Genomic DNA, 26,123 nt, shown 5'->3' with positions numbered 1-26,123 from the left:
GGAGTCAGGGCCAGAGCAGCGTCGTCGACCAGCTCTGGCCCTGACTGCTGTACCGCAGTCTCTGGTGCCTGCGCTCGGCATCCGACTGCCAGAACTCGACGGACTCGGGGCACACGCACCAGAGAGTCCACGTGGGCGACACGAGTTCTGGATGCGCGTCGAGTTCGCGCGCGGCCTCCTCGATGGCGGCCTCGCTCTCGTCGTGGCTGACGAGCGGCTGACTCTGCGGGCTGCCGAGCGCCACGGCGCGCGCACCGAGTCCTCGGCGAGAGAAGTCGCGCGCGTTGTCTTCTTCTGGGCCGCGGGTGACCGTGCCGCGCACGCGCACGGAGCGGCCGACCCCCGGCCAATAAAAAGTGAGCGCGGCCACCGGATTGGCCGTCAACTCCACGCCCTTCGCGCTCGCGGAGCTGCTCGCGAACCACCAACCGTCGTCGGTGAGGTCTTTCAGGATCAGCACCCGCGCATCCGGAACGCCATCGGCGTCGACGGTGGACAGCGTCATGGCGTGCGGTTCGACCTGACCGGCCTCGACCGCGTGGGTGAACCACCGCACGAAGAGTTCGAGCGGGTTGTCGGGGGCCGCCGACGGATCGAACGACGGGGGAGTGCTCGTGAGGCTCTTGAGCGGACGGAGACTGTCTCGAAGGGGTCGCACGATCAGAGTCCGCTCACTGTCTGGATAGGTTCGGTGTCGGGAATGGGGCTCGCGTCTTTGCCGCGGAGATCGGGGTGCCAGCGCTTTCCGACGAAGGCCACGATGAAGCCGATCAGCGCGAGGGCGGCCGCGACGACGAACGCGCCAGACGCCCCACGGCTGTCGATCATGAAGCCCGCGACGGCCGAACCCACGGCGGCGCCGATGAGCTGGCCGGTGCCCGCCCAACCGTAGGCCTCGGCCGTGTCACTGAAGCGCACGCTCGCCGACACGATGGAGAACATGACGGCGAGAGCGGGTGCGATGCCGACGCCCGCGAGGAACAGGGTGACGCTGAGCCACCAGATGTTCAGCGAGAAGGCGGCCAGGGCCGTACCGACGAGCACGATGAGCATGCGACGCGCCAGCGCCCACGGCCCGATGGGAACGTGACCCAGCGCAAGGCCGCCGACCAGAGAGCCGATCGCGAACACGGCGAGCACGACGCCCGCCTCCAGTCCGTCGTGGCCGAACGACGCGACGACGCCCGCCTCGATAGCAGCGCAGGTGGCGATCAGGAGGAAACCGACGACCGTGGCGAGCAGCACAGGCGGCTTCGTGAGCACGGCACCGAGCTTGCGTCGGGAGCGGGGGATGCGCACTCGACCGAGCTCGGGGCTCGCGATGAACCAGATGCCTCCGCCGACGAGGAAGATAGCCGCGAGCAGGATTCCCCAGACGGTGCTGATCTGGGTGGCGACGAACGTGGTGACGACCGGGCCGACCACCCAGATGATCTCTTGCGCGGAGGCGTCGAGCGAGAAGAGGGGGGTGAGCTGCTTCGAGTTGACCATCTTCGGATAGATGGTGCGGACCGCCGGTTGGATCGGCGGCATCGTGAGGCCGGCGACGAGGGCGACACCCATGGCGGCGGGGATCGCGAGCGGCAGCAGCGCGATGGCCGTGATGGCGAACGCGCAGATGATCATCGTGAGCGTGATCACCTGACGCATGCCCCAGACGCCCATCAACCGCGAGGTGAGGGGCCCGGCAATGGCCTGGCCGATGCTGAGAGCCGCGAGAACGAGACCGGCCGAGCCGTAGGAGTCGTGGACCTTCTCGATATGCAGCAGGAAGGCAAGCGACAGCATTCCGAAGGGAAAGCGTGCGGTCAGCTGCGCGGCGATGATGCGGGCGACGCCGCGGGTTTTGAGGAGACTCGAGTAGCTGTTCACAACCTCTCCACTCTACCGTCCAGCCGGTACAAGTGCCTTCTGAATACGTTGCATAGAGACAGGCTCCGCCGTTCCGAGCGATTGTGCAAACAGGCTCACACGATATTCCTCGAGGAGCCACCGCGCGCGCACGATATTCGCCGGCGAGTGCGGGGCGAGCGGGATGCGGCCACCCGCGTCGGTATAGCGTTTCGTCGCCGTCTGCACCTCGGTCATCCAGGCCCGATCGCGTGCGGCATTCTCGGCCAACTTGTCGAGTCTCTGCGTGAGCGCCTTGAGATAGCGGGGCAGCTGGCGAAGCTGCGTCGTACCCGTCGCAGACACGAAGCCGGGGTAGATGAGCCCCTTCAACTGCTCCCGGGCATCGCCGAGGGCGGCCAGCATCGCCATGCTCGTGACACCCTTCAGCGCCTTCTCGGCATCGCGCGCCGCCGAGAGAATCATGGTGACGACTCCCACCGTCGCGTAGAGCTCGTCCATGACCGTCGCCGAGAGGCGGTCTCGGGCCGTCTGGAACCCAGCCTCGTTCCAGAGCATGCCATCCGGTGCCGTCTCGAAAAGCACGCGCTGCGCCACGGCCCGCAGGCAGTCGTCGAACAGGGCCTGAACGTTCTGGTAAGGGCTGGTCGCGAGCATCAGCTTCTCGTTCTGACTGAGGTGCTCACGAACGTACGACAGGGGCGACGGAACGGCGAGTAACAGCAGACGCACGATGCCGTCCGGAGTCTGCAGCGCCTGCTCGTCGGGTGAGGTCATCAGTCTTAGGGCCACGGAGGACCCCTCGTCGACGAGCGCAGGGTAGGCCCGGATCACGCCGCCGTGCTGCTTGGTGTCGACGAGCTTGGGCAGTTCGCCGAAGCTCCACGAGGTGAGCCCCGTGCGTTCGAGATCGCTCGACACGCGGGTCGTGGCCTTCGCCACGGACTCGCGTGCAGCACCGCGGTGCTTCTGCTGCAGGGCGGGCAGATCCTTCGAGACGGACAGGGTCTTGCCCCGCTCGTCGACGACCCTGAACGACATGCGCAGATGAGAGGGCAGGCGCTCGCGGTCGAAGTCGGATGCGCTGACCGAGACGTGGGCAAGGCGCGACATGGTCGTGGCGAGGGCCTGGAGATATCCTTCGTCGCCGCCGCCCTCGGGCGTCTCGGCGACCAGGCGCACCGCCCAGTCGGTGGAGGGAACAAAGTTGCGGCGGATGTTCTTGGGCAGCGATTTGATCAGCGCCGTCACCAACTCGACGCGTAGGCCGGGCACCTGATATTCGAAGGACTCTGGCTTGAGCCGCGGAAGCAGTGCGAGGGGCACGGTCGCCGTGACGCCGTCGTCTTCGGTGCCGGGCTCGAAGCGGTAGCTCAGGCCCAGACGCTGGTCCTCCTGCTGCCACGTCGTCGGGTACTCGTTCTCGTCTATCTCGGGGGCGCCCTCGGGCACCAGGGCGTCGATGGTCATGGTGAGGAGGTCAGGGGTGTCGTGCTTCGCCGTCTTCCACCACCCCTCGAAGCTGCGCTGCGAGAAGACGTCGCGGGGGATGCGCTCGTTGTAGAAGTCGAAGACTGCCTCGTCGTCTGTCAGCAGATCGCGGCGGCGGCTGCGCTCCTCGATCTGCTCCAGCTCCTTCCGGAACGCGCGGTTGGCCCGGTCGAACGCCTGCTGCGACTCCCAATCGCCTTCGACGAGAGCGTGCCGGATGAACAGCTCGCGCGCGTACGACGGGTCGACGCGAGAGAACTGGATGCGCCGCTTCTCGACGATGGGGACGCCGAACAGCGTGACCCGCTCGTAGGCGACGACGGAGCCCTGCTTCTTCTCCCAGCGGGGCTCGGAGTAGCTGCGTTTGACCAGGTCGCCCGCGAGCTTCTCTGCCCACGCGGGATCGATCGCCGCGTTCATGCGAGCGAACAATCTGCTCGTCTCGACGAGCTCCGCGCTCATGACAGCGGCAGGCTGCTTCTTGCCCAGCACCGACCCAGGGAAGATGCTGAAGCGGGTCTGGCGCGCACCCACATAGTCCTTCTTGACCGCGTCTTTCAGGCCGATGTGCGAGAGCAGACCCGAGAGGATGGAGCGGTGGATGCCGTCGGGATTCACCGCGGGCTCGCCGATCGTGAGGCCCAGCGGCCTCGACAGTTGCTTCAGCTGGCGGTACACGTCTTGCCACTCGCGGATGCGCAGGTAGTTGAGGAACTCGTTCTTGCAGAGGCGGCGGAACGCGCTCGACGACAGCTCCGCCTGCTTCTCTTCGAGGTAGTTGTAGAGGTTGAGCAGGGTGAGGAAGTCGCTCGTCGGATCGGTGAAGCGGCCGTGCAACTCATCGGCCCTCTGTCGGCGTTCGAGCGGGCGCTCGCGGGGATCCTGGATCGTGAGCCCTGCGACGATGAGCATCACCTCGCGACTCGTGCCCGTTTCTTTGGACTCGATCACCATGCGGGCGAAGCGCGGCTCGATGGGCAGCCGCGCGAGGTCGCGACCGATCCTCGTGAGCCGTGGCTGGGCATCCGGCGTCTTTGTTTTGACGGTGCCGTTTTCGGGCGTAGCCGTGCGCAGCGCGCCCAGCTCGGTCAGCAGGTCGAGGCCGTCTTTGATGCCGCGGGATTCCGGCGGCTGAAGGAACGGGAAGGAGGCGATGTCGCCGAGGCCCAGCGAGATCATCTGCAGGATGACCGCGGCCAGGTTGGTGCGCAGAATCTCGGGTTCGGTGAACTCGGGTCGCTTCTTGAAATCCTGTTGCGAGTACAGCCGGATGGCGATTCCGTCGCTGGTGCGGCCCGAACGGCCCGAACGCTGGTTGGCCGAGGCCTGAGAGATGGCCTCGATCGGCAGCCGCTGCACCTTGGATCGCACGCTGTAGCGGCTGATGCGCGCGGTACCGGCATCGATCACGTACTTGATGCCCGGCACCGTGAGGCTGGTCTCTGCCACGTTGGTCGCCAGCACGATGCGTCGGCGCACGCCGGGTGTGCTGCTGCGCTGGAACACGCGGTGCTGGTCGGCGCTCGAGAGGCGTCCGTAGAGGGGCAGGATCTCGGTGACTCCGCCCGCCGAGCTGCGATTGGCGAACTTGCCCTTGAGCGACTCCTCCGCGTCGCGGATCTCGTTTTCTCCCGAGAGGAAGACCAGGACGTCGCCGTCGCTCTCTCGGCCCAGCTCGTCGACCGCTTCGCCGATGGCCTCGAAGACGTCGCGGTCGGGTGTCGCGTTCCCTGAGCCTGTCGAAGGGTCGTCTTCGTCTCGCTCCTCGGTGCCGTCTTCTGCAACGAGCGGTCGGTAGCGGATCTCGACGGGGAACGTGCGACCGGAGACCTCGACGATGGGTGCGTCGTCGAAGTGCCGCGAAAAGCTCTGCGGGTCGATCGTGGCCGAGGTGATGATCAGCTTGAGATCGGGCCGCTTCGGCAGCAGCTGCTTGAGGTAGCCGAGCAGGAAGTCGATGTTCAGGCTGCGTTCGTGCGCCTCGTCGATGATGATCGTGTCGTACTTCGAGAGCATGCGATCGTGGTGCATCTCGTTGAGCAGGATGCCATCGGTCATCAACTTGATGCGGGTGTCTTTCGACGCCCGGTCGGTGAAGCGCACCTGGTAGCCCACGAGGCCGCCGACCTCTTGGCCGAGTTCTTCGGCGATGCGCTCGGCGATCGTGCGCGCCGCGAGCCGACGGGGCTGCGTGTGGCCGATTGATTCTCGACCGAGTTCGAGGCAGATCTTCGGAAGCTGCGTGGTCTTTCCCGAGCCGGTTGCGCCCGCGACGATGACCACCTGGTTCTCGGCGATCGCGCGCGCGATATCGTCGCGACGCTGGCTGACCGGAAGTTCAGGCGGGAAGACGATACGGGGCAGGGATTCCATGAGCATTCCATTCTAGATTCTCCGGGGTCTGTCTCGCCCTCTGCCCGTTCCCCGGTCGTGGCTTCGTCTTTCTGTGCGTCTCGCCCCGTCTGTATCGTGGGTTCGATGGATGACGTGATGCTTCAGCTCCCTATCGGTTCCATGCGGCTGCGACGCGCCACGATCGGCGATCTCTCTGCGATCATCGACCTGCTCGCCGACGACCCCATCAGCGCCGCGAGGGGCGACTCCGCCGATGCCAGCGATCGTGAGGCATACGAGGCGGCGTTCGCCGCGATCGACAGCGACCCGGCCCAGCGCCTGCTCGTGGTCGTCGACTCCGAGGGTGTGGGGAGCGCGGACGGCTCGGACGACGGAGACGGCGCAGACCCGGTCGTCGCCACCATGCAGCTCACGGTGATTCCCGGCCTGGCCCGGCGCGGGGCGTCTCGTCTGCAGATCGAGGCCGTGCGGGTCTCGTCGAGTCGGCGCAACCGCGGTATCGGCGCGGCGATGATGCGGTGGGCGATCGAGGACGCTCGCGTCTCGGGCGTGCCGCTGGTGCAGCTGACGTCAGATGCCGCCCGCGTGGATGCGCACCGCTTCTACGAGCGGCTTGGCTTCGAGGCGTCGCACGTCGGGTTCAAATACCGGGTGGTGACGTCGTAGCTTGCTCGAGGAGCCGACGCAAGCGGTCGAGATCCTCCCCGACGGTGAGTGCATCGCGCTCGAATTCGTCGTCGTCGAGGTCGAGTTGGCGAACCGTGAAAACGACCTCTGCACCCTCGGGGTGCGATATCACTCGAACAGGATTGGTCACGGTATCGCCCGACGGAAGTGTGACGTCGTGGTCGAGAATGCCTAACTCGTTGGGCGCGACGAAGCGCACAGAGACCCGACCCATCGGCGATTCGACCCACAGTGTGTCGCCCTCTCGGGTCACCTCGGATTGGGCCAACCCGGAGGCCCACCTCGGCAGGTTGTCGGGATTCGCCGCGAAAGCGTAGACCGATTGGGGGCTCGCCGAAATGACGCGGCTGACGTGGCGGCTTTGCATAGCGTCAGTCTGCCAGCGGGTCGAGGCTGTGGCGAGAGCTTTGAGGGACAGTCGAGAGGTACTCCAGGGGCGACTTCGGCCGACGCGGAACCCCGATGTTCTCCCGTTCGACGCTGGCTCGGGTTTTGGCGATGTCGAAACTTCTCCTTCGTTGGTGGGTCCATTCGGGGAAGGGTGCTCGAAGTCGACCAAGGGCTCCGCGCGCGTGGCCCGTCAGAAGGGACAGTCGTCGAGCTCCTCTTCTGGGGTGGTGACGGCAGCTGCTGCCGTGGTGACCGCGTCGACCGTGGTGACCGTGGTGGCCGCGGTGATGAGTTGTTTCGGTGCGGGTTTCATCCTGCCTTCCGGCCGGATCGTGTACTGGTAGCCCGCTGGTGAGGTGGCGGTGAGGGTGTCTTCTCCGTTTTGCACGATCTGCCACCTCGTGTGGTGCTTCACCTTGTGATGGCCCTGGCTGAGTGGCGCGAGGTTCTCTGACGTGGTGTGCCCGCCAAAGGCATGGTCTTCGGTGTGGTCGATGTCGGCCCGCTCCGACGGAACAGTGCACCCCGGGAACACGCACGTCGGGTGAACGAGTCTCGCGTGGTCGATCATCCGGGCGGTTGGCCGGTAGTCGCGGGGATCGGTCGTGAGGATGCGTCCCGTGATCGGGTCGGTGAGGATGCGCCTCCAGGAGGTCGCCTCCGCCGTCAACTGCGCCGCCGTGGCCGGGTCGATCGGACCATAACCGCGGAGGATCGCGGCCTCGTCACCGAGACCGAGCAGAGTCATCGCGGGAACCATGATGTGCACCCGCCCTCGAACTCCTCGGGTGGCTCCGGGGATCGAGGTCTCTCCGTTGAGCATCAGATCGCACAGGACATCGAGCTTTAGGTGTCCCATGCTGCGCGGGTCACCACCCGCCCTGAGCCCGGCAGCGAGGCGTGCAGCCCGATCTGCGATCGCGTGGATCTCGGGCGCCGGCGCGAACAGCGTCAAATACGCCATGCCATCGGCTCCGGGATCGACGTAGATGCGCCGGGTGGCCGCGGCCTTCTCGGCTCGTTCGACCGCGGTAGACGGTTGGGCGAGTTCGACCTGCGCTCTCGCCTTGCGGTCGAGCTGTTTCGGGTTCACCTCAGCCGCCAGCGCCGCGAGCCGGGCGTCATAGGCGGTCAACGCATCTCCCTCGAGGCCGTCGGCATGCTTCGCGATGACCTCGGCGTGCTCCCACGACACGGCTCCGGCAGCCACTGCCGCGAGCGTGGCAGGGAGGCGATCCACGAGAGCGGTACTGGTGTCGATCAGGGTCGCGGCCCGGTACTCGGTGCGGCGAGTGAACTGGGCGAGTTCGGTGAACAACTCGACCCTCTCGACCCGGTCCGTCGACCAGACGGGCCCACCCGTTGATGTGTCGGACGGCGCCTGCCGGTGCAGGTGGTTTCTCGCGTCGGTGACGCGTTCGGCCCTGACCGCAGACAGCGCTGCTATCTGCCTGTCGAGGTCGGCGACCTGCTTGAGCGCGACCACGTACGGGTCGGGCTCGAGGAGCGGGATCGTTGATGTCATATGAGAAGTCAAACAGCACCCACCGACACCGAGTAGTAACCGGCATTTGCTGGTTGATCAGGTAATAAGGCTGTGGATAACGATCCGAAGGCGTGCCCTGTGAAGGAGCAGTCGCGACCCCGGATGGGGTCTCGATACGGCCGCGGGCGGCCTACTCGATCAACGCAGATGATGGGTGCGCACCGACGCCGAACGCGGCGACCGGTCAGCGCAGCGTCAGGCTCCAGGCGGGGGACTCGGGGCTGGCGGACCCGGAGGCGATGCGGGCGCACGTGACGCCCTGATCGTAGAGCGACTGGCTCACGCTCGAGAACCCGAGCGTCTGGGCAAGTTCGCTGTCATCCCATCCGCTGACGGCGGCGTTCGACCCCAGGACGTCGATGGCCCCGGCGGCGAGTTGGTCGCTCATCGCGATGACGACATCGGGGCGCGTGCGCACGAGCGCATCGCGGATGGCCAGTCGACCATCGTCACGACTGTTTCGAGCCACGACGGCGACGGGTATGTCGTTCCAGGTCCTTGCGGAGTCGTCGACCGCGTCTCGGTACCCTTCGAGGCGGGCTCGGGTGATCGGAAAGCCCACCGCTGTGTCGGGCCCTCGCACAAGCTCCGCTCGGCGCCCGCGGTCGAGGGGAAACGAGAGGATCAGTGGAGAGGTGGCTTCGGACAGCATGTGCGACGCCATGGCCCGCGCTGCGCTCCGGTCATCGGGGGAGACGACGGAGACTCCCGGGGTGGATGGACCTCCCTGGATGGCCGCTGGTCGCCCCGTTGCTGCGACCGCCTCGAGTACGGGGTCCGAGACGTCGGTCGTCCAGAGGACAAAACCATCGACAGCCGCCTCGCGCACCCGGTCGACATCGTCGGCTGCTCCGGTGCTGGGAATGAGAACGAGCCCGAGCTGTTCCTCGACGCATACGCTCGATACGCCGGCCAGGAATCGGGCGGCCTGAGGGTCTTCGAACGCGTAGCTGAGATGTTCGCCCAACACGACGCCGAGATTGCCCGTGGCTCCGCTGCGCAGAGAGCGAGCAACCGGGTCGGGCCCCCCATAGCCGAGGTGCCGGGCGGCGGCGAGTACTCGGGCGCGAGTATCGGGCGCGACGCGCTCGGGTCGGGTGTACGTGTAGCTCACGGTCATAGGGGCGACACCGGCTTCGGCGGCGACCTGCCGCATCGTGACGCGTTGCGAAGCCATGACACCACCCTACCGCCGCTGTTGTGTATCGTTACACAAATGACTCGACTACCGCTTTCGTTCGTCGCCTTCGCCGGTTTCGGCATTTTCTGGGGTGTGTGGGGCGCGGCTCTGCCCGCGCTGAGACAGACGGCGGGGGTGTCCGACGCTCAACTCGGCGGCGCTCTGCTCTGCGTAGGCCTCGGGGCTCTGCCGGCGATGCTGTTCACGGGGCGAGCCGTCGATCGATTCGGAACCAGGATCACCGGTCTGCTCCTCGCAACCCTCGCGGTAGCGGGCATCCTTGTGGCCGTCTTTGCCCGCGACATCGTGGCCGTGTGCGTCGGCATGCTTCTGGTCGGCGCGACATCGGGGGCATCCGACGTCGCCGCAAACGCCCTCGCCGGCGGGGAGTAGGCCCGATCGGGCCGTCGCATCATCACGCTCGCGCACGCCGTCTTCTCTTCGTTCGTCGTGGTGGGCAGCCTCGGAGCGGGTGCGATCTTCGGGAGCGGCGGTGGGGCGCCCCTGACCTTCGTCGTCTCAGGCCTCGTGATCCTCGCAAGCGGCGTCGTGGTGTTCGGCCGCGGAACCCGTACGACAACCGGAACCCGAGCCGAATCCGGAACCCGAGCCGAATCCGAAACCGGCGTCACAACGAACACCATGCGCCGCAGACCGGCACTGCTTCTGCCGTTCGTCATCGTGGGCCTGGTCGGGGCGCTCGGCTTCGCCGCAGAGAATGCGCACCAGAGTTGGGGCGCCATCTATCTCGTCGACGAACTGAAGGCGTCGCCGGCTCTGGCCGCCATCGCTCCGGCGACCTTTGCGGCCTGCGCGGCGATCACCCGTTTCGTCGTGGGCTTCTCCGCCAGGGTTCCCGCTGTCGCTCTCCTTGTCGGAGGTGCCGCCACCGCCGTCGTCGGCACTCTCATCGTGGCGGCTGCCGAGAACGTCGGTGTCGCCCTCGTCGGTCTCGCGCTGGCGGCAGTGGGCACATCCGTGTTGTTCCCCACTCTGCTGAGTCAGGCGGTGCGCGGCATCGACGACGACATTCGCGGCAGCACGACGTCGATCATCGCCACGACCGCCTACATTGGCTTTCTCCTCGGTCCTGTCTTCGTCGGTCTGCTGTCGAGCGCGGTCGGGCTGCGTGGCTCGATGATCGGCGTCACGGTGCTCGTCGCCGCGTTCGGCATGCTCTCACCGCTCGTGCTTCGATACCGGGCCTTGAGAGAAAGCGACCGGCCTCAGCCGGTCAGCTCGGTGTCTTCGCGGTGCGCGCCGTAGAACTCGGACTGGGATCGCATGATGTCCTTCATCGTCGCGTCGTTCCCTGCCCCGTACACCGTGCCTACGAAGTCGAGCGTGCGCTGCACGGCCCAGATCTCGTCGTGTCGGTCGGGCGAGAACAGCTGGGCCGGATCGCCGACGGCCACCCAGGAGATGGGAACGACGGCGCCCGCCGCGAGTCGGGTGTTGACCTGAACGACGGCGTTGATGCGCACCTCGGCGCCCTCACCGATGACCGCGCCGGGAAAGACGGATGCTCCCGTGGCGATGAACGCGCCGGAACCGACTGTGCATCCGTTGATGTGCGCGTGCGGCCCGACCATGACCTCGTCGCCTATAATCGCGGCGTGACCCGCTCGCCCGCGAATCACCGCGTTCTCCAGCACCACGACGTTGGCGCCGATCACGATCGGGCCGTCCTCGGCCGTCAGCACGGCGCCGTGCATGACGCGTGAGCCCGGCCCGATTGTCACATCGCCAGAGACGATAGCGGATGCCGCGACCAGCGCATCCGGATCGACGCGCGGACGCGCGCCCCGGCTCTCGTAGAGCACCCCTAGAGCGCCGCCGCGAGCGTAGCTGCGACACGCTCGGCGGATGCGCGGCCGACCGCGCGGCCCGCCTCGGCCGATGCGCGGCGGGTGGCAGGGTCGAGGGGATTCGGGCCGAAGGCGGCGATCGATGCGGGGTCGGCGTAGATGATCACGGTGGGAACGCCGCCGAGCGCGTCGAGCTCGGCCGTGGCAATCGTGCCGAGGCCTGGCTCGCCCACACCGGGAAGAGGCGTGACGATGACGACCCAGTCGGAGCCGGCCGCGAGATCGGCGTTGCTGCCCGATCGGACCCCGCCATCCATGTAACGCGAGCCGTTGATCGTGACCGGTGGCCAGACGCCGGGAACGGCGCAGCTCGCGGCGACCGCGTCGGCGAGCTCGGCCCCGCTCGTGCGGTCGAAGACCACGAAGTCGCCGGACTCGACCTCGACGGCGGTGACCCTGAGGTCGCGCTGCGGCCACCGGGTGTCGGCGAGCCGGGAGCGGATGACCTCGATACGCACGCTCTCGTCGACCGACGGGGTCTCGAGAGCCAGTCGGCCGATGCGGCGGCGCGCGTCCTCTGGAGACGTGGCGCCTTCGACGGCTGCGACGAACTTCGCCTGCAGCTCGACCGCGTCGATGTCGGCTCCGAGCTCGGCCGTCTCCTCCTCGATCTGCGAGGCGAATGACTCGGCGATTCCGGTGTCTCCGGCCAGCTGGGCTCCGACTGCAGATCCGGCCGAGGTGCCGACGATGCGGGTGTCGGCGGCGAGCAGCCTCTCGAAGAGCTGCGGATCTGCGTCGAAGAGTCCCTGCATGACGCCGACCTCCCAGGCGATTCCGGCGACGCCGCCGCCCGCGAAGACGAGTGATCCTTGGCTCATGCGACTACCTCCAGTTGGCTGACTCCGAATGACCCGAGCAATGCTAGTCCTGCCGCCGAGCGGGAGCCTCCGGGGCCGCTGTGTAACAGGACGACACACGACGGTCTGAAGCGTCTTGGTCGTCGTAGTGTCGGCTCATGACGAACCTCGACACACGACCCCTGGCCGCTCCGGCGTCAGGAGACGGCCAGTGTGACGACCTCGTCGAAGACATCACACCGTCGGTCGTCTCGCTGATCGGCAACACGCCACTGATCGAATTGAACGTCCTGGCGCACGGCCTTCCGGCGCGAGTCCTCGTGAAGCTCGAGAGTCGCAACGCAGGTGGGTCGGCGAAGGATCGCATCGCCCTGCACATGATCCGTGCCGCCGAGGCGAGCGGCGCGCTGAAGCCGGGCGCCACCATCGTCGAGTCGAGTTCGGGCAACACGGGCATCGGCCTGGCGCTGGTTGGGCGGCTCACGGGGCACCCTGTCGTGATCATCCATAGCGCGTACATCTCCGATGAGAAGCGGGCCGTGCTCAAGGCCTACGGTGCCCGCCTGGTCGAGGCCGACTGGGAGGCTCCGCCCGAGAGTCCGAACAATGCTCGTGCCATCGCCGATCGCATCGCGGCCGAGCTGCCCAACGCGTGGCGTCCGTCGCAGTACGAGAACGAGAGCAATCCCGGCGCCCACTACCAGACCACCGGGCCGGAGATCTGGCGCCAGAGCGCCCACAAGGTGACGCACCTCGTCGCATCCGTCGGCACGGGCGGAACGATCAGTGGGACGGGCCGTTTCCTGAAGGATGTCTCGGCCGATCGCATCCGGGTCATCGGGGCCGACCCGACCGGGTCGACCTACAGCGGCAACGCGGCCGGCCAGATCAACGTCGAGGGCGCTGGCAACAGATGGGCCCAGTCGAATTGGCCGCAGACCTACCACCACGAGGTCGTCGACGAGTACGTCGTGGTGTCGGATCAGGAGATCTACGACACCGTGCACACGCTCGCCGCTTCCGAGGCACTGCTGCTCGGCCCCTCGTCTGCGCTCGCCGTGGCCGTCGCTCTGCGGGTGGCCGCGAAAGCCCCGCAGGGTTCGGTCGTCGTCGCGATCGCACCCGACACCGGTGCGAACTATCTGACCAAGGCGTTCGACGATGCGTGGCTCACCGACCTCGGCGTCGGCACGTATTCCATCTGACCGACGCTCTCTTTCCAAAGGTTTATCGCTATGGCTCTGCTTCATTTCGGATGGTTTCTCGGCGCCGGTTTCGGCGTGCAGGGCTGGGGCGACCCCAGCTACGGCATCGGCTACGACTGGAAGAAGCCCCAGATCTACCAAGACGCCGCGCGGCTGTTCGAGCACAGCGGCCTCGACCTGCTGATCATCGAAGACGGCGTCACCGTTCCCGACACCTATGGCGGCACGAGCGAGGTCAACCTCGCCAACGCGCGCTTCGCTCCGAAGCACGACCCCCTGCCGCTGGTGCCCTATCTGCTGTCGGCGACAGAGAACCTCGGCATCGTGCCGACTCTCAGCGCGTCGTTCTACGAACCGTTCACGGCGGCTCGCCTCCTGGCGACGCTGCAGCACTTCGCCGATGGCCGACTCGGTTGGAACGTGGTGACCAGCGGCAGCGACCTGGCGGCGCAGAACTACGGGCGCGCCTTGCAGATCGAGCACGACCTGCGCTACGACCGCGCCGACGAGTGGGTCAGCGTCATCCGCAAGCTCTGGCGCAGCTGGGCTCCGGGTTCGGTGCTCGAAGACGCGGAGCGCGGGGTGTTCGCCGACTTCACGAAGGTGGCGCCGATCAACCACGAGGGGCAGTTCTTCAAGGTCCGCGGCCCGATCAACACCGTGCCGATGTCGCAGGAACCCGTCATGGTGCAGGCGGGCGCGTCCGGCCGAGGTCGCGACTTCGCCGGCCAGAACTCCGACGTGATCATCGCCCTGTCGTCGACGCCCGAGCGCAACCGCGAATTCCGTGACAGCATCCGCCAGATCGCACTGGCAGCGGGTCGCAACCCCGATCACGTGAAGGTGCTCTTCGCGGTCACGCCGATCGTCACCGCGAACGCCGAGGAGACGGCCAGCGCCAAGGCCCGCCGCTCCGATCTCAACCAGGCCGCGATCGACGAAGCCCTGCAGTCGATCTCGTACCTCTCCGGAGTCGACTTCAAGGCCTTCGACCTCGACGCTCCGCTGCCCGAGCTCACCACGAACAGCAACCAGGGCACCCTCGACAACTTCGTGAAGTCTGCGCCCCCCGGCTCGACGCTGCGCGAGATCCTCCAGGTGCGTGCGAACCGAGACGGGCTCGCCGTGATCGGCACGGCCGACGAGATCGTCGACCACCTCGAGGAGCTCGGCGAGGCCAGCGGGGGAGACGGCTTTCTCTTCGCTGGCCAGGTGCATCCCGCGAACGTGCACCGCACCCTCGATCCGCTCGTTCCCGTTCTGCGCCGTCGAGGGCTGATCCGTCGGGAGTTCGGCGATGGCGGGCTGCGCGGCAACCTCCTGGACTTCTGATGGGTGTGCTCCGGCTCGAGGGGCAGCCGATCACGATCGACGATGTGGTGACCGTCGCCGACGGCGCGTCGATCGAGCTGACACCGGATGTCGTGGGCACGATCGCCCGCGCACGTCGCGTCGTCGAGTCGGTGCAGAAATCGGGATCGGCCGTCTACGGCCTGAACACCCACCTGGGTGCCGGTCGCGACACCCGTGTCTCCGCCGACGAGATCACCGCGTTTCAGAACCAGGTCATCGACAACCACCGCGGCAGTATCGGTGACCCGCTCGCCCCGCGCGAGGTGCGCGCACTCATCTTCGCCCGCGTGGTCGGTTTCTCGCTCGGCGGCTCGGGCGTGCGCCCAGAGCTCGCGGATGCGTACGCCCGGCTCCTCGACGGCGGCCCGCTACCCGAGGTGTATGCCACGGGCTCGGTCGGCGCATCCGATCTCGCCCTGCTCGCCGAGGTCGCCGCCCGTGTGCGCCAGGGCCTGCCCTTCGCGGCGGGGGAGGCGCTCGCGGCGATCAGCGCGAACTCCTATTCGATCGGCGTGGGCGCCCTCGCCGTGGCCGAGCTGCGCGCACTCGTGAGCGAGGCCGATGCGGTGGCCGCGTTGTCGCTCGAAACACTGGGCGCCACGGGGTCGGGAGGCTCACTCAGCCCGTTCGGCGATCGGGTGCACGCTCGTCGTCGGTCCTCCGGGCAGCGGGAGGCGGCCCGGAGCCTCCGCGCTCGAGTCTCCGGGGGACTCCTCGAAGACGCGGAGCACGCCGCATCCGTGCAGGATCCGCTGTCGTTTCGCACAGTGCCGCAGGTTCACGGCGCCGTGCGCGACGCGACGGCGCTCGCGGCATCGGTGATCGAAGACGAGCTCAACGCGCCGGGAGACAACCCGCTCGTCGTGACGCAGGGCGACGGCGCCATGCTCTCGAACGGCAACTTCGAGCCGCTCCGACTGGTGTTGTCTATCGAAAGCCTGCGCGTGGCGCTCGCCCATCTGGCCGGTATCTCGGAGCGGCGCATCGCCGTGCTCTCAGGCCTCGCCACCCCGCTCCGTCGCTCTGGCGACAACGCCGTGCCCGGCCTCAGCTGGTATGCGGCGGCGGCCAGCCTCGCCGAGGTGCGGCACCTCGCGAACCCGGTGTCGGCATCCGGAACGACGCTGTCGCAGGTCGAGGATCAGGCCTCGTTCGCGCCCCTGGCCGTGCGCCTGCTGCAGCGGCAGATCAGGCTCTGCCGACAGATCTTCGCCGTGGAGGCGCTGCACGCCGCCGAGCTCGTGCGCAGCCTCGACACGCCCCCTCGCCTCGGACGCGGCACCCGTCGACTGGCCGTCGAGTTGGTGGAACGAATCGGGCGTCTCGACACCGCCCGTGACCTCGTGATCGATGCCGTCAAGGCCGTTGCGTCGGCCGGTGAACGTGACACGATTGATCAATGACTATTTCCGAATCATCCGTTCCCCTGGTCACCCTCAACGACGGCAACACCATTCCCCAGCTCGGCTTCGGTGTCTTCAAGGTCGATCCCGACAAGACGTCGCGCATCGTCAGAGACGCATTCGAGGTGGGCTACCGGCACATCGACACGGCCAAGATCTACGGCAACGAGGAGGGCGTCGGTCACGCCATCAAGACCAGCGGCATCGACCGCGACGAGCTCTTCATCACCACGAAGCTGTGGAACGCCGACCAGGGCTACGAATCGGGTCTCGAGGCATTCGAGAAGAGCCTCGGTCGCCTGCAGCTCGACTACGTCGACCTCTACCTGATTCACTGGCCCGCGCCGGCCAACGACAACTACGTCGACGCGTGGAAGGCCCTCGAGAAGATCCGTGAGTCGGGTCGGGCCAAGTCGATCGGCGTCTCGAACTTCACCGTCGACCACCTCACACGCCTCCTCGGCGAGACCGATGTGGTGCCGGCCGTCAACCAGATCGAGCTGCACCCCGAGTTCCAGCAGCGCGAGATCACCGCATTCGGCCGCGAGCACGGTATCGCGACCGAGGCGTGGAGCCCCCTCGCCCAGGGGGCGCTCCTGAAAGAGCCGAACGTGCAGGAGATTGCCGAGGCCCACGGCAAGTCGCTCGCCCAAGTGATCCTGCGCTGGCACATCCAGCAGGGCAACATCATCTTCCCCAAGTCGAACAACCGCGAGCGCATCGAAGAGAACTTCCAGATCTTCGACTTCGAGCTCAGCGACGACGAGCAGGCGTCCATCACCGCGCTGGAGAAAGACGGTCGCGTCGGCGGCCACCCCGACGAGGTCAACTGACGGGGCGCGCCATGACGAACAGGCTCCGCGACGCGATCAGCCCCTATCTGCGCTCCCACGCCGACAACCCGGTGGACTGGTTCGCGTGGGGAACTGAGGCGTTCGATGAGGCGAAGCGCCGCGATGTTCCGGTGCTCGTCTCGATCGGGTATTCCACCTGTCACTGGTGCCACGTCATGGCGCGCGAATCGTTCTCCGACCCGCAGTTGGCGGCACAGCTCAACTCTGGTTTCGTGGCGATCAAGGTCGACCGCGAGGAGCATCCCGAGGTCGACTCGGTATACCTCGCGGCGGCCGGCGCATTCACTCAGGGTCTGGGCTGGCCGCTGAACGTCTTCGTCACCCCGGAGGGCAAGGCGTTCTTCGCCGGCACCTACTCACCGCCGGTGCCGATTCAGGGTCACCCGTCGTTCTCTCAGGTGCTCGACGCCGTCGACGACGCGTGGAGATCGAGAAGAGACCAGGTCGATCTCACGGCCGACGCGATCTCGGATGCGCTGGCGCAGACCGCCGTGGCCACGCCCACGGGGGCGCTTCCCGATGACGCCGAAGAGCGAATGGCGCAGGCGGTGCGCGACCTCGAGGCGTACGAAGACAGCACCTACGGGGGCTTCGGCGGCGCACCCAAGTTCCCCGTCGCTCCCGTGCTGTCGATGCTGCTGCGCAGAGGCAGCCCGCTCGCGGCGCGCACTCTTCTGACCATGAGCCGCTCGCCGCTGCGCGACCCGCTCGAGGGCGGGTTCTTCCGCTACAGCGTGAATCGAGACTGGAGCGATCCGCACTACGAGCGCATGCTCTACGACAATGCCCTTCTGCTCGACGAGTACGCGAGGCTCGCCGCGGGGCACGATGCCCAGGCCGCGGAGGCGCGCCACACCGCCGAGGGGATCGCGTCGTTCCTCATCTCGGTGCTGCAGCAGCCGGAGGGCGGCTTCGGCTCCGCGCAGGATTCCGAGAGCACGGTCGCGGGGTCGCGGAGTGAGGGTGGCTACTACGCCCTGGATGCTGCGGGTCGGGCTAGAGAGACCCCTCCCGCGGTCGACGCGAAGATTCTCACCGGCTGGAACGGTCTCGCCATAGCGGCACTCGCGCGCGCCGGCTTCTCGCTCGGTCACGCCGAGTGGATCGACGCGGCGATGCGAGCCGCCGACTACCTGCTCGGGTCGCACGTGAGAGCCGACGGCCTGCTGCTGCGCGCATCCATCGGTTCGCGGCGATCGGACGCGGCCGCGACACTCGAGGATTACGGCGCATTCGCCGGGGGGCTTCTCGCCCTGGCCGCCGCTACGGGGCGAGCGCACTACGCGATCAGCGCCCGCCAGTTCGTCGACGCCGTCCTCGACGCCGGCTTCACCGCGCCGGGCGGGCGGGACGCCGTGCTGTCGGCGCAGAACATCGCGGCCGCGGTCGACACCGCCGAAGGTGCGTATCCCTCCGGCGTCAGCGCGGTCTGCTCAGCCGCGCTCACGCTGTTCGACCTCACAGGCGAGGCGCGCTACCGCGAGATCGTCTCGCAGACGGTCGGTGGGGTCGCTGCAGAGGCCCTGACCCGGCCGATCGGATTCGGCGCGACGCTCGAACTCGTGCAGAGGCTGCTTGATCCGACACAGCAGCTGGTCGTCGTGACACCGGATGCCGCCGTGAGTGCACCCGATTCGCTGGTCGACGAGGCGCGCAGAAACACTGCGTCGCTGACCGTGGTCGTGTCGGAGTCGCAGGCCAGGGAGTGGTCCGAGGCGGGTTTCGGGCTGCTCGAGGGGCGCGCGACCTCGGACGGTCGCAGCACCGCCTATCTGTGCACCGACTTCGTCTGCCGGCTGCCGGTCACGGATCCTCGGGAGTTAGAACTCGCGCTGGGCTCCGTCTGACGGGGTGACCGTGAAGATCTCGGGTGCGGTGTAGCCGGCCTGCGCGAACGCCTCGGTGACGCGCGCGGTAACCTCGTCGATCAGGTCGACGGGCGTCAAGGCGATTGCCGCACCGCCGAAGCCGCCGCCCGTCATGCGGGCGCCGATGGCTCCGGCCTCACGAGCGGCCACGACAGCGAGGTCGAGCTGCGGCACCGAGATCTCGAAATCGTCTCTCATCGACACGTGCGACGCATCCAGGATCTCGCCGATGGCGAGGGGCCCGCTCTCGCGCAGGGCACGCACCGTGGCGAGCACGCGGGCGTTCTCGGTGACGACGTGCCGAACGCGGCGGAACGTCTCGTCGTCCATGACCTCGCGCGCTCGGTCGAGGTCGGCGACGCCGACGTCGCGCAGGCTCTCGACGCCGAGAGCGGCGGCGCCCGCCTCGCAGGATGCACGGCGGGCCGCGTATCCGCCGGTCGCGTGGGAGTGGCTCACCTTGGTATCGATGATGACGATCGCGAGCCCGGCCCCGGCGAAGCCGAGGTCGACGATCTCGGAGCGCAGTGAGCGACAGTCGAGGAACACGGCCGAGTCGCGTCGCCCGAGCAGAGATGCCGACTGATCCATGATTCCGGTCGGAGCGCCGACGGCCTCGTTCTCTGCCAGCTGTCCGACGCGGGCGAGGGTCGGCCTGTCGAGTCCGAGCTGCCAGCGTTCGTCGAGAGCGAGGACGATCGCGCCTTCGATGGCGGCCGACGACGACAGTCCGGCGCCGACGGGGACGTCGGAGGCGATGTGCGCGTCGAAGCCGCGCTGCTGGGCGAGATCGACGCCGTTCTCTCCGAGGGCCCAGGCGATTCCGAGAGGGTAGGCCGACCATCCGTCGAGCTCCTCGGGGCCGACGGAGGAGAGCTCTACCTCGACCTCCTCGTCACTGAACGTGCTGGTGACACGCGCGGTGTTGTCGTCGCGCAGGCCGACTGCCGCCCATGTGCGACGGTCGATCGCGAACGGCAGCACGAAGCCCTCGTTGTAGTCCGTGTGCTCGCCGATCAGATTGACGCGGCCCGGTGCCGACCAGACTCCATCGGCCGGGCGGCCGAATCGGGTGTGGAAGTCGGTGGCCGCCTGGGTTGCGATGTCGTCGTGGGTCATACGGGGTTCTCCTGGTCAGCGCGGGCGATCGCCTCGCGAACGAGTGCGGCGGATGTCTCCGGAGGCACGTCTCCGATGAAGGCGCCCATGGCAGCCTCCGAGCCTGCGAGGTACTTGAGCCGATTCGCGGCCCGCCGGGGCGAGGTGACCTGCAACATCAAGCGCACGTCGTCGCGGCCTTTGTTCACCGGTGCCTGGTGCCAGGCGGAGATGTAGGGCGTGGGGGTGTCGTACAGGGCGTCGATTCCGCGAAGGAGACGCAGGTAGAGCACGGCCAGCTCGTCTCGCTCCTCGGCCGTCGTTGCCGCGAGGTCAGGGATGTGCCGGTGCGGCAGCATGTGCACCTCGATGGGCCAGCGCGCCGCGAAGGGCACGAACGCCGTGAAGTGCTCGCCGCGCAGCAGCACGCGCTCGGAGGCCTGTTCGCGCTCGAGGATCTGGGCGAACATGTCGGGGCCGAACCTGTCGATCGAGTCGAGCAGTTTGGTGGTGCGCGGTGTGACGTAGGGGTACGCGTAGATCTGGCCGTGCGGGTGGTTGAGGGTGACGCCGATCTCGGCGCCGCGGTTCTCGAACGGAAAGACCTGCTCGATCGAGGGCATGGCCGACAGGGCGGCGGTGCGCTGTGCCCAGGCCTCGACGATCGTGCGGGCGCGCGAGGGAGTCTGAGAGGCGAACGAGCCGGTGTGGGCTGGGCTGAAGCACACGACTTCGCAGCGGCCCACGGAGGTACGTGTGCGCTCGAGCCCGAGTTCGGCGAGGTCGTCGAGACCCCGGGGCGCATTGTCGTCGACGAGCAGCGGGCCGAACGAGGGGGAGCGGTTCTCGAAGACCGCAACGTCGTAGACGTCGGGGATCTCGGAGGGGTTCGTGGGTGTGGCCGGCGCCAGCGGGTCTGCGTCATCGGAGGGGAGGAACACCCGGTTCTGGCGGGCCGCCGCGATGGAGACCCACTCGCCGGTCAGCACGTCCTGCCTCATGCTCGCGGTCGCTGGGCGAGGATCGAGCACGCGCGCGTCGGGCCGTCGCTCGGGCGACAGGGTGGTGTCTGCGTCATCGAAGTAGATGAGTTGACGTCCGTCTGCGAGCACGGTCTCTCGAACGGCGATGGTGGACATAGCGAGCCCTTTCTCGCGAGCGCGGATCACGCTCGGCGGCACAACACGCGACAGTATTGCACGGCAAGAATTGACAAGCAATCGCAAATAAACGAAAGTCGTCTTGTGTCCGATCTCGAATTCGTCAACGCCCCCGCACCGGTGCGTCGCGCCCGCATCCTCGAGCTGCTGGCCGCGGGCGGGTTCGTCAAGGTGACCGAGTTGAGTGTGGTCTTCGGGGTCTCCGAAGTGACGATCAGATCCGACCTCGACGCGCTCGAATCCGCGGGCCAGCTCGATCGAGTGCACGGGGGAGCGGTGACCTCGGCCACGCCGAGACGCACCGAGCCCGCCTTCGAGGAGGCGCTCGGTTCTCTGTGGGACGAGAAGCTGCGCATCGCGGCCCATGCCGCGGCACTCGTGTCGCCAGGGGACTCCGTGATCATCGACGTGGGAACGACGGCGGCCGCGTTAGCGCGGGCTCTCGTCGATCGGGCCGATCTGCACGACGTCGTGATCATCACGAACGGCCTGAAGATCGCGCTCGAGCTCGAGAGGGCGCTGCCCCGCTTCAGCGTCATCGTCACCGGCGGCACGCTGAGGGCGCTCCAGCACTCCCTCGTGAACCCGATGGCCGATGGGCTCTTCGACAGCCTGCACGCCGACATCGCGTTCATTGGCTGCAACGGAGTCGACGTAGAGCACGGCATCACGAACATCAACCTGCCCGAGGCCGAGATCAAGAGACGGATGCTCGGGGCGGCGACCAGACGGATCGTCTTGGCTGACGGGTCGAAGATCGGCCAGGTTCACCTCGGACGAGTCGCGCCCGTCGGGGGTGTCGACAGCGTGATCACCGGGCATTCCGCCCGAGCAGCGCCGCTTAACGAGCTACGCGAGGCGGGGCTCGACGTAACCCGGGTCGACGCTGGCATAGACGTAGCCGGTATAGACGTAGCCGGTATAGAGCGGTGACCGCCCGTTGCGGTGGGCGAGCTCGTGCAGGTCGACGGGTCGCTGCTCGCTGAGCCACTTCTGTCGGCCGCCGGTGAGCACCGCGACGCGCTCGAACCCCGCCTCGCGCAGGGTGTGCGCCGACTCTGAAGCACACAGACCGTCGTTCTCGTCGTAGACGACGATGGTGCTGATGGCGACGTCGAGCCGAAGCGACAGGAGTCGCACCCGGTTGGCGGCCGCCACTATCGCCAGGTTGTCGGCGCCGAGATGATCGGCGAGCCACTGCGTCGACACGGTCGACGACGGCAGGTAGGGCCCGGGCGCGGCTGGCGTAACGGTATTCACACGCTCACGCTAACCCGAGCCACCGACAGCGCGGCCTCCCTCGTAAGCGGGGGTAACAAAGCCCGACTAGCCTGTGTTCTGTGGAGGACGCATCCGGGTCGAATCTCGAGTTCGAGTATCGGGTGAGCATCGAGCATCTGCTGGCCTCCACCCTCCATCGCTACGAGGGCCGCCCGTTAGACGGTCCTCGGCCCGCTGTCGGGCCGGAAGACTTCGAACGAGTCGCTGTTCGAGCCCATCTCGGTATCGTCGGCGACAGGCACTTCGGCAAGGCGGCACATCGCACGGCCTCCGTGACGATCATGGCCGTCGAATCGGTCGAGTACGTCGAACGGGCCCTCGGTCTCGCCAACGCTCTCGACCCGCTCGACACGCGCCGCAACATCCTGGTTCGCGGGGTGGACGTCGATCGACTTCGCGGGGCCGATTTCTCGCTCGATTCTGGCCTGGGCCCGGTACTGTTCCACGCGCATCGGCCGGCCAATCCCTGCGCGTGGATGGATGTGATGCTCGCCCCGGGTGCACACAAGGCACTGCGCGGAAGAGGCGGGCTGCGCTGCGAGCCGCTGACCAGCGGCGAGCTCACGACAGGTTTGGCCGTGCTGCGGTCGTCGCTACGCCTCGACGACGACGACGCTCGACTGTTCTAACGCGTCAGCACTCGATCACGTTCACCGCGAGGCCGCCCTCGCTCGTCTCCTTGTACTTCGTCGACATGTCTACTCCGGTCTGTCGCATCGTCTCGATCACCATGTCGAGCGACACCAGGTGCGTTCCGTCGCCGTTCATGGCGAGCCTCGCCGCGCTGACCGCGGTCGACGACGCGATCGCGTTGCGCTCGATGCACGGAACCTGCACGAGGCCGCCGACGGGGTCGCACGTCAGTCCGAGGTGGTGCTCCATGGCGATCTCTGCCGCGTTCTCGACCTGGCGCGGGGTGCCGCCGAGCACGGCGCACAGGGCACCGCACGCCATGGCGCACGCCGACCCGACCTCCCCCTGGCATCCGGCCTCGGCGCCTGAGATCGACGCGTTCGACTTGAACAGCGAGCCGATGGCGGTGGCCGTCAGGAGATAGCGGTGGATGCCCTCGCGATCCGCGCCGCGCACGAAGTCGAGGTAGTACCGGCCGACCGCGGGAACGATGCCCGCCGCGCCATTGGTCGGAGCCGTCACGACCCGGCCGCCCGCGGCGTTCTCCTCATTGACCGCCAGAGCGTAGGCGTGCAGCCACTCGGTGGAGGTGTCGTGGTCGCCGGTGGCGGTCTCGCGTTCGAGCTCGAGGCGCTCGCGAAGTCGGGTCGCGCGTCTCGGCACGTTGAGCCCTCCGGGCAACGTGCCCGTTGCGGTCAGGCCCGCGTCGATGCAGGCCTCCATCGCGTTCCAGATGCGATCGAGCTGCGCGCGCACGGCGTCCTCGCCGTGCAGTTCGGTCTCGATGCGCCAGGCGACCTCGGCGATGCTGAGTCCGGTCGACTCGCAGACCTCTAAGAGGGCGTTGGCGCTCGCGAACGATAGCGGATGCTCGACCAGCGGAATGCTCGACGAGTCGTCGCCGTCGCGCTGGATGAACCCGCCGCCGACCGAGTAGTAGGTCTCGCTGAGCAAGGGGAGCGCGTCGGCGTCGCCCCAGGCGACGAGGCTCAGGGCGTTCGGGTGTGCGGGCAACCGGGTGTGCGCTTCGAACGAGATGTCCGACTGCTCGATGGCGATCGGATGGGTTCCGCCGAGGTCGATCGTGCTGCGGTCTCCGCCGGACGCCAGTTCGAGGAATCCGGCGTCGCGCAGCGCGGTCGAGCTGCCGCGCACGAGTCCCGACCAGGCGCCGTGCACGAGGTCGGGGTCACAGCTCTCCGGGTCGAGGCCCTGCAGGCCGGCGACGACGGCGTCGGGCGTGCCGTGTCCGAGACCCGTTGCACCCAGCGATCCATAGAGCGTGCAGGTGACGCTGCGAACGCCTTCTAGTGCTCCGGATGCGCGGAGACGGTCGACGAAATCGAGCGCGGCGCGCATCGGGCCGACGGTGTGCGAACTCGACGGACCGATGCCCACCGAGAACAGGTCGAAGAGAGAGACGTATGCGGTCACACCCAGACCCTAATAGGCGAGCGGGGCGCGCACACCCGTGGCGCAACATCCTGGCCCCGCCCGCCGAAAAGACGAGCGCCCACGACTCGAGATGGCACGAATCTGCGTGCGGATTGTAGACCTCGAGGCGGTGCCCACGCATCGGCTGACCCCGCATTTCTCTGAGGACTAATCTGTTGACGTTTGTCATCTGATTCGACGTTCGAGGGAGTTCACGATGTCGGCTTCTGCACCAGCCCGCGGCAAAGACGGCGGCGTCCGCAGCCTCGTTCCTGCCCGCATGGACAGGCTTCCCTGGACGAGATTCCATTGGTCGATCGTGGTCGGCCTGGGCTTCTCGTGGGTGCTCGACGGGCTCGAGATCCAGATCGTCGCCTCCGCCGGATTCCAGAAGGCGCTCGACATGACCGCGGCGGAGGTGGGCCTGCTCGGAACCGTGTACCTGTTCGGACAGATCGCGGGTGCGCTGATCTTCGGGCGTCTCTCCGACAAGCTCGGGCGCAAGAAGCTCTTCATCCTGACCTTGGCCATCTACCTCATCGCCAGCGGCATCGCCGGCCTGGCACCGAACATGTGGTTCCTGCTGGCCTTTCGCTTCTTCGCCGGCATGGGCATCGGCGGCGAGTACGCCGCGATCAACTCGGCCATCGACGAGCTCATCCCATCGAAGTACCGGGGCCGCGTCGACATCGCTATCAACGGCACCTACTGGGGTGGCGCCGCGTTGGGATCGGCCGCCAATCTCTTTCTGCTGAACCCCGACATCTTCGACGAGAACATCGGCTGGCGCATCGGCTTCTTCATCGGCCCTGTGCTCGGACTCGCCATCATCTACCTGCGCCGCCACATTCCCGAGAGCCCGCGCTGGCTCATGACCCACGGGCGCGAAGAGGAGGCCGAGGCGACGGTCGACGACATCGAGAAGCGGGTGAAGGCTCAGGGCGGCGACATCGAGCCGGTCGACGAGAGCAAGGCCATCACGGTCACCGAGACCGAGCGAGTGCCTTTCAAGACGATCGTGCACGTGCTCTTCAAGCTCTATCCGAAGCGCACCCTCGTCGGCGCCACGATGATGGTCACCCAGTCGTTCCTCTACAACGCGATCTTCTTCACCTACGCGCTGGTTCTGCAGAATTTCTACGGAACTTCCCCATCGTCGACGCAGTACTTCTTCTTCCCGTTCGCGATCGGAAACCTGCTCGGCCCGCTGCTGCTCGGGCACTTCTTCGATGTGTGGGGCCGGCGCAAGATGATCTTCCTCACGTACGGTGTCTCGGCGGCCGTGCTGGCGGCATCCGCTGTGCTCTTCAGCATGGACGTGCTCGACGCGACGACCCAGACCATCTTCTGGTGCGTGTCGTTCTTCTTCGCGTCGGCCGGAGCCTCGAGCGCCTACCTCACCGTCAGCGAGACGTTCCCGCTCGAGATCCGCAGTCAGGCGATCTCGTACTTCTTCGCCCTCGGCCAGATCGCCGGGTCGGTCGCACCGCTGCTCTACGGAATCCTGATCGGAGACGGGACCGACCGCGGCCCCCTGACCTTCGGTTACTTCCTCGGGGCCGCGATCATGTTCGTCGGAGGCCTGATAGCCCTGATCTTCGGGGTGGACGCAGAGCGCAAGTCGCTCGAGACCATCACGAACCCGCTGTCGGCGATCAAGAAATAG

23 protein-coding genes are annotated in these 26,123 nt (G+C 67.3%); 11 read left to right on the top strand and 12 right to left on the bottom strand.

Going from position 1 to position 26,123, the window contains the following annotated elements:
• Positions 1 to 4: 4 nt before the first annotated feature.
• Genes ASF79_RS10175 through hrpA form a run of 3 tightly spaced genes read right to left on the bottom strand, consistent with a single transcriptional unit; the run spans position 5 to position 5,715 of the window.
• Positions 5 to 658: a pyridoxine/pyridoxamine 5'-phosphate oxidase gene (locus ASF79_RS10175; RefSeq protein ID WP_200933560.1), complete on the bottom strand. Its 654-nt coding sequence runs from the start codon at positions 656 to 658 to the stop codon at positions 5 to 7.
• A gap of 2 nt (positions 659 to 660) precedes the next feature.
• Entirely contained in the window at positions 661 to 1,872 is a 1,212-nt protein-coding gene (locus ASF79_RS10170) for an MFS transporter (RefSeq protein WP_055854431.1), read from the bottom strand.
• Between the two features lie 12 nt (positions 1,873 to 1,884).
• Complete coding sequence (hrpA, locus tag ASF79_RS10165; protein WP_055854428.1) at positions 1,885 to 5,715, bottom strand: ATP-dependent RNA helicase HrpA; 3,831 nt, start codon at positions 5,713 to 5,715, stop codon at positions 1,885 to 1,887.
• Positions 5,716 to 5,832: 117 nt separating this feature from the next.
• On the opposite strand from hrpA, the gene ASF79_RS10160 reads away from it, so the two are divergent.
• On the top strand, positions 5,833 to 6,363 hold the full coding sequence (locus ASF79_RS10160) for a GNAT family N-acetyltransferase (protein ID WP_235500718.1): 531 nt from the start codon (positions 5,833 to 5,835) through the stop codon (positions 6,361 to 6,363).
• Here the strand turns inward: ASF79_RS10160 and ASF79_RS10155 are convergent.
• The 3 genes from ASF79_RS10155 to ASF79_RS10145 all read right to left on the bottom strand — a co-directional run bounded on the left by ASF79_RS10155 (position 6,338) and on the right by ASF79_RS10145 (position 9,497).
• Entirely contained in the window at positions 6,338 to 6,751 is a 414-nt protein-coding gene (locus ASF79_RS10155; protein ID WP_055854425.1) for an SRPBCC family protein, read from the bottom strand. The genes ASF79_RS10160 and ASF79_RS10155 overlap by 26 nt on opposite strands.
• Before the next feature lie 213 nt (positions 6,752 to 6,964).
• Positions 6,965 to 8,299: an HNH endonuclease signature motif containing protein gene (locus tag ASF79_RS10150; RefSeq protein WP_055854420.1), complete on the bottom strand. Its 1,335-nt coding sequence runs from the start codon at positions 8,297 to 8,299 to the stop codon at positions 6,965 to 6,967.
• Between the two features lie 205 nt (positions 8,300 to 8,504).
• Positions 8,505 to 9,497 carry a LacI family DNA-binding transcriptional regulator gene (locus tag ASF79_RS10145; protein WP_200933559.1) on the bottom strand — a complete coding sequence of 331 codons (993 nt, stop codon included), beginning with the start codon at positions 9,495 to 9,497 and terminating at the stop codon, positions 8,505 to 8,507.
• A gap of 39 nt (positions 9,498 to 9,536) precedes the next feature.
• On the opposite strand from ASF79_RS10145, the gene ASF79_RS10140 reads away from it, so the two are divergent.
• Entirely contained in the window at positions 9,537 to 9,893 is a 357-nt protein-coding gene (locus ASF79_RS10140; protein ID WP_055854417.1) for an MFS transporter, read from the top strand.
• An 18-nt stretch (positions 9,894 to 9,911) separates the two neighbouring features.
• Positions 9,912 to 10,766, top strand: coding sequence for an MFS transporter (locus ASF79_RS10135; RefSeq protein ID WP_082495799.1), 855 nt, complete (start codon positions 9,912 to 9,914; stop codon positions 10,764 to 10,766).
• Here the strand turns inward: ASF79_RS10135 and ASF79_RS10130 are convergent.
• Complete coding sequence (locus ASF79_RS10130) at positions 10,727 to 11,323, bottom strand: gamma carbonic anhydrase family protein (RefSeq protein ID WP_055854411.1); 597 nt, start codon at positions 11,321 to 11,323, stop codon at positions 10,727 to 10,729. The two genes, ASF79_RS10135 and ASF79_RS10130, sit on opposite strands and share 40 nt — an antisense overlap.
• A 2-nt stretch (positions 11,324 to 11,325) precedes the next feature.
• On the bottom strand, positions 11,326 to 12,189 hold the full coding sequence (locus ASF79_RS10125) for a patatin-like phospholipase family protein (RefSeq protein WP_055854409.1): 864 nt from the start codon (positions 12,187 to 12,189) through the stop codon (positions 11,326 to 11,328).
• A 137-nt stretch (positions 12,190 to 12,326) separates the two neighbouring features.
• Here ASF79_RS10125 and ASF79_RS10120 point away from each other — a divergent pair, with 137 nt between their 5' ends.
• Genes ASF79_RS10120 through ASF79_RS10100 form a run of 5 tightly spaced genes read left to right on the top strand, consistent with a single transcriptional unit; the run spans position 12,327 to position 18,830 of the window.
• The gene (locus ASF79_RS10120) at positions 12,327 to 13,373 is read left to right on the top strand and encodes a PLP-dependent cysteine synthase family protein (protein WP_082466492.1); all 1,047 of its coding nucleotides are present in this window, start codon (positions 12,327 to 12,329) and stop codon (positions 13,371 to 13,373) included.
• A 30-nt stretch (positions 13,374 to 13,403) separates the two neighbouring features.
• Positions 13,404 to 14,705, top strand: coding sequence for an NtaA/DmoA family FMN-dependent monooxygenase (locus ASF79_RS10115; RefSeq protein ID WP_055854406.1), 1,302 nt, complete (start codon positions 13,404 to 13,406; stop codon positions 14,703 to 14,705).
• A complete protein-coding gene (locus ASF79_RS10110) occupies positions 14,705 to 16,129 on the top strand; it encodes an aromatic amino acid ammonia-lyase (RefSeq protein WP_055854402.1) in 1,425 nt (474 codons plus the stop codon). The genes ASF79_RS10115 and ASF79_RS10110 overlap by 1 nt, the downstream gene beginning before the upstream one ends.
• Positions 16,126 to 16,962, top strand: coding sequence for an aldo/keto reductase (locus tag ASF79_RS10105; RefSeq protein WP_055783388.1), 837 nt, complete (start codon positions 16,126 to 16,128; stop codon positions 16,960 to 16,962). The genes ASF79_RS10110 and ASF79_RS10105 overlap by 4 nt, the downstream gene beginning before the upstream one ends.
• An 11-nt stretch (positions 16,963 to 16,973) precedes the next feature.
• Positions 16,974 to 18,830 carry a thioredoxin domain-containing protein gene (locus ASF79_RS10100; protein ID WP_055854400.1) on the top strand — a complete coding sequence of 619 codons (1,857 nt, stop codon included), beginning with the start codon at positions 16,974 to 16,976 and terminating at the stop codon, positions 18,828 to 18,830.
• Here ASF79_RS10100 and galK read toward each other — a convergent pair.
• Positions 18,804 to 19,970, bottom strand: coding sequence for a galactokinase (gene galK / locus ASF79_RS10095; RefSeq protein WP_055854398.1), 1,167 nt, complete (start codon positions 19,968 to 19,970; stop codon positions 18,804 to 18,806). The genes ASF79_RS10100 and galK overlap by 27 nt on opposite strands.
• Complete coding sequence (gene galT / locus ASF79_RS10090; protein ID WP_055854394.1) at positions 19,967 to 21,088, bottom strand: galactose-1-phosphate uridylyltransferase; 1,122 nt, start codon at positions 21,086 to 21,088, stop codon at positions 19,967 to 19,969. Before galT ends, galK begins: the two co-directional genes overlap by 4 nt.
• 105 nt (positions 21,089 to 21,193) lie before the next feature.
• Here galT and ASF79_RS10085 point away from each other — a divergent pair, with 105 nt between their 5' ends.
• On the top strand, positions 21,194 to 22,042 hold the full coding sequence (locus tag ASF79_RS10085) for a DeoR/GlpR family DNA-binding transcription regulator (protein ID WP_055783378.1): 849 nt from the start codon (positions 21,194 to 21,196) through the stop codon (positions 22,040 to 22,042).
• Here the strand turns inward: ASF79_RS10085 and ASF79_RS10080 are convergent.
• Entirely contained in the window at positions 21,959 to 22,369 is a 411-nt protein-coding gene (locus tag ASF79_RS10080; RefSeq protein ID WP_156366204.1) for a rhodanese-like domain-containing protein, read from the bottom strand. The two genes, ASF79_RS10085 and ASF79_RS10080, sit on opposite strands and share 84 nt — an antisense overlap.
• A gap of 80 nt (positions 22,370 to 22,449) precedes the next feature.
• Here ASF79_RS10080 and ASF79_RS10075 point away from each other — a divergent pair, with 80 nt between their 5' ends.
• On the top strand, positions 22,450 to 23,019 hold the full coding sequence (locus tag ASF79_RS10075) for an MOSC domain-containing protein (protein ID WP_055854386.1): 570 nt from the start codon (positions 22,450 to 22,452) through the stop codon (positions 23,017 to 23,019).
• A 4-nt stretch (positions 23,020 to 23,023) separates the two neighbouring features.
• Here the strand turns inward: ASF79_RS10075 and ASF79_RS10070 are convergent, their stop codons facing one another.
• Positions 23,024 to 24,457 carry an L-serine ammonia-lyase gene (locus ASF79_RS10070; protein WP_055854383.1) on the bottom strand — a complete coding sequence of 478 codons (1,434 nt, stop codon included), beginning with the start codon at positions 24,455 to 24,457 and terminating at the stop codon, positions 23,024 to 23,026.
• A 217-nt stretch (positions 24,458 to 24,674) separates the two neighbouring features.
• On the opposite strand from ASF79_RS10070, the gene ASF79_RS10065 reads away from it, so the two are divergent.
• Positions 24,675 to 26,123: an MFS transporter gene (locus ASF79_RS10065; RefSeq protein ID WP_055854380.1), complete on the top strand. Its 1,449-nt coding sequence runs from the start codon at positions 24,675 to 24,677 to the stop codon at positions 26,121 to 26,123.

It is taken from the genome of Agreia sp. Leaf335 (assembly GCF_001423605.1).
GTDB lineage: Bacteria > Actinomycetota > Actinomycetes > Actinomycetales > Microbacteriaceae > Agreia.
This window is presented reverse-complemented; position numbering and strand designations above follow the sequence as displayed.

Bases quoted from the DNA above. Each gene is read 5' to 3' on its own strand.
- hrpA (WP_055854428.1), bottom strand. From the start codon at position 5,715: ATGGAATCCCTGCCCCGTATCGTCTTCCCGCCTGAACTTCCGGTCAGC.
- ASF79_RS10160 (WP_235500718.1), top strand. From the start codon at position 5,833: ATGCTTCAGCTCCCTATCGGTTCCATGCGGCTGCGACGCGCCACGATC.
- ASF79_RS10155 (WP_055854425.1), bottom strand. From the start codon at position 6,751: ATGCAAAGCCGCCACGTCAGCCGCGTCATTTCGGCGAGCCCCCAATCG.
- ASF79_RS10150 (WP_055854420.1), bottom strand. From the start codon at position 8,299: ATGACATCAACGATCCCGCTCCTCGAGCCCGACCCGTACGTGGTCGCG.
- ASF79_RS10145 (WP_200933559.1), bottom strand. From the start codon at position 9,497: ATGGCTTCGCAACGCGTCACGATGCGGCAGGTCGCCGCCGAAGCCGGT.
- ASF79_RS10140 (WP_055854417.1), top strand. From the start codon at position 9,537: ATGACTCGACTACCGCTTTCGTTCGTCGCCTTCGCCGGTTTCGGCATT.
- ASF79_RS10125 (WP_055854409.1), bottom strand. From the start codon at position 12,189: ATGAGCCAAGGATCACTCGTCTTCGCGGGCGGCGGCGTCGCCGGAATC.
- ASF79_RS10120 (WP_082466492.1), top strand. From the start codon at position 12,327: ATGACGAACCTCGACACACGACCCCTGGCCGCTCCGGCGTCAGGAGAC.
- ASF79_RS10115 (WP_055854406.1), top strand. From the start codon at position 13,404: ATGGCTCTGCTTCATTTCGGATGGTTTCTCGGCGCCGGTTTCGGCGTG.
- ASF79_RS10110 (WP_055854402.1), top strand. From the start codon at position 14,705: ATGGGTGTGCTCCGGCTCGAGGGGCAGCCGATCACGATCGACGATGTG.
- ASF79_RS10105 (WP_055783388.1), top strand. From the start codon at position 16,126: ATGACTATTTCCGAATCATCCGTTCCCCTGGTCACCCTCAACGACGGC.
- ASF79_RS10100 (WP_055854400.1), top strand. From the start codon at position 16,974: ATGACGAACAGGCTCCGCGACGCGATCAGCCCCTATCTGCGCTCCCAC.
- galK (WP_055854398.1), bottom strand. From the start codon at position 19,970: ATGACCCACGACGACATCGCAACCCAGGCGGCCACCGACTTCCACACC.
- galT (WP_055854394.1), bottom strand. From the start codon at position 21,088: ATGTCCACCATCGCCGTTCGAGAGACCGTGCTCGCAGACGGACGTCAA.
- ASF79_RS10065 (WP_055854380.1), top strand. From the start codon at position 24,675: ATGTCGGCTTCTGCACCAGCCCGCGGCAAAGACGGCGGCGTCCGCAGC.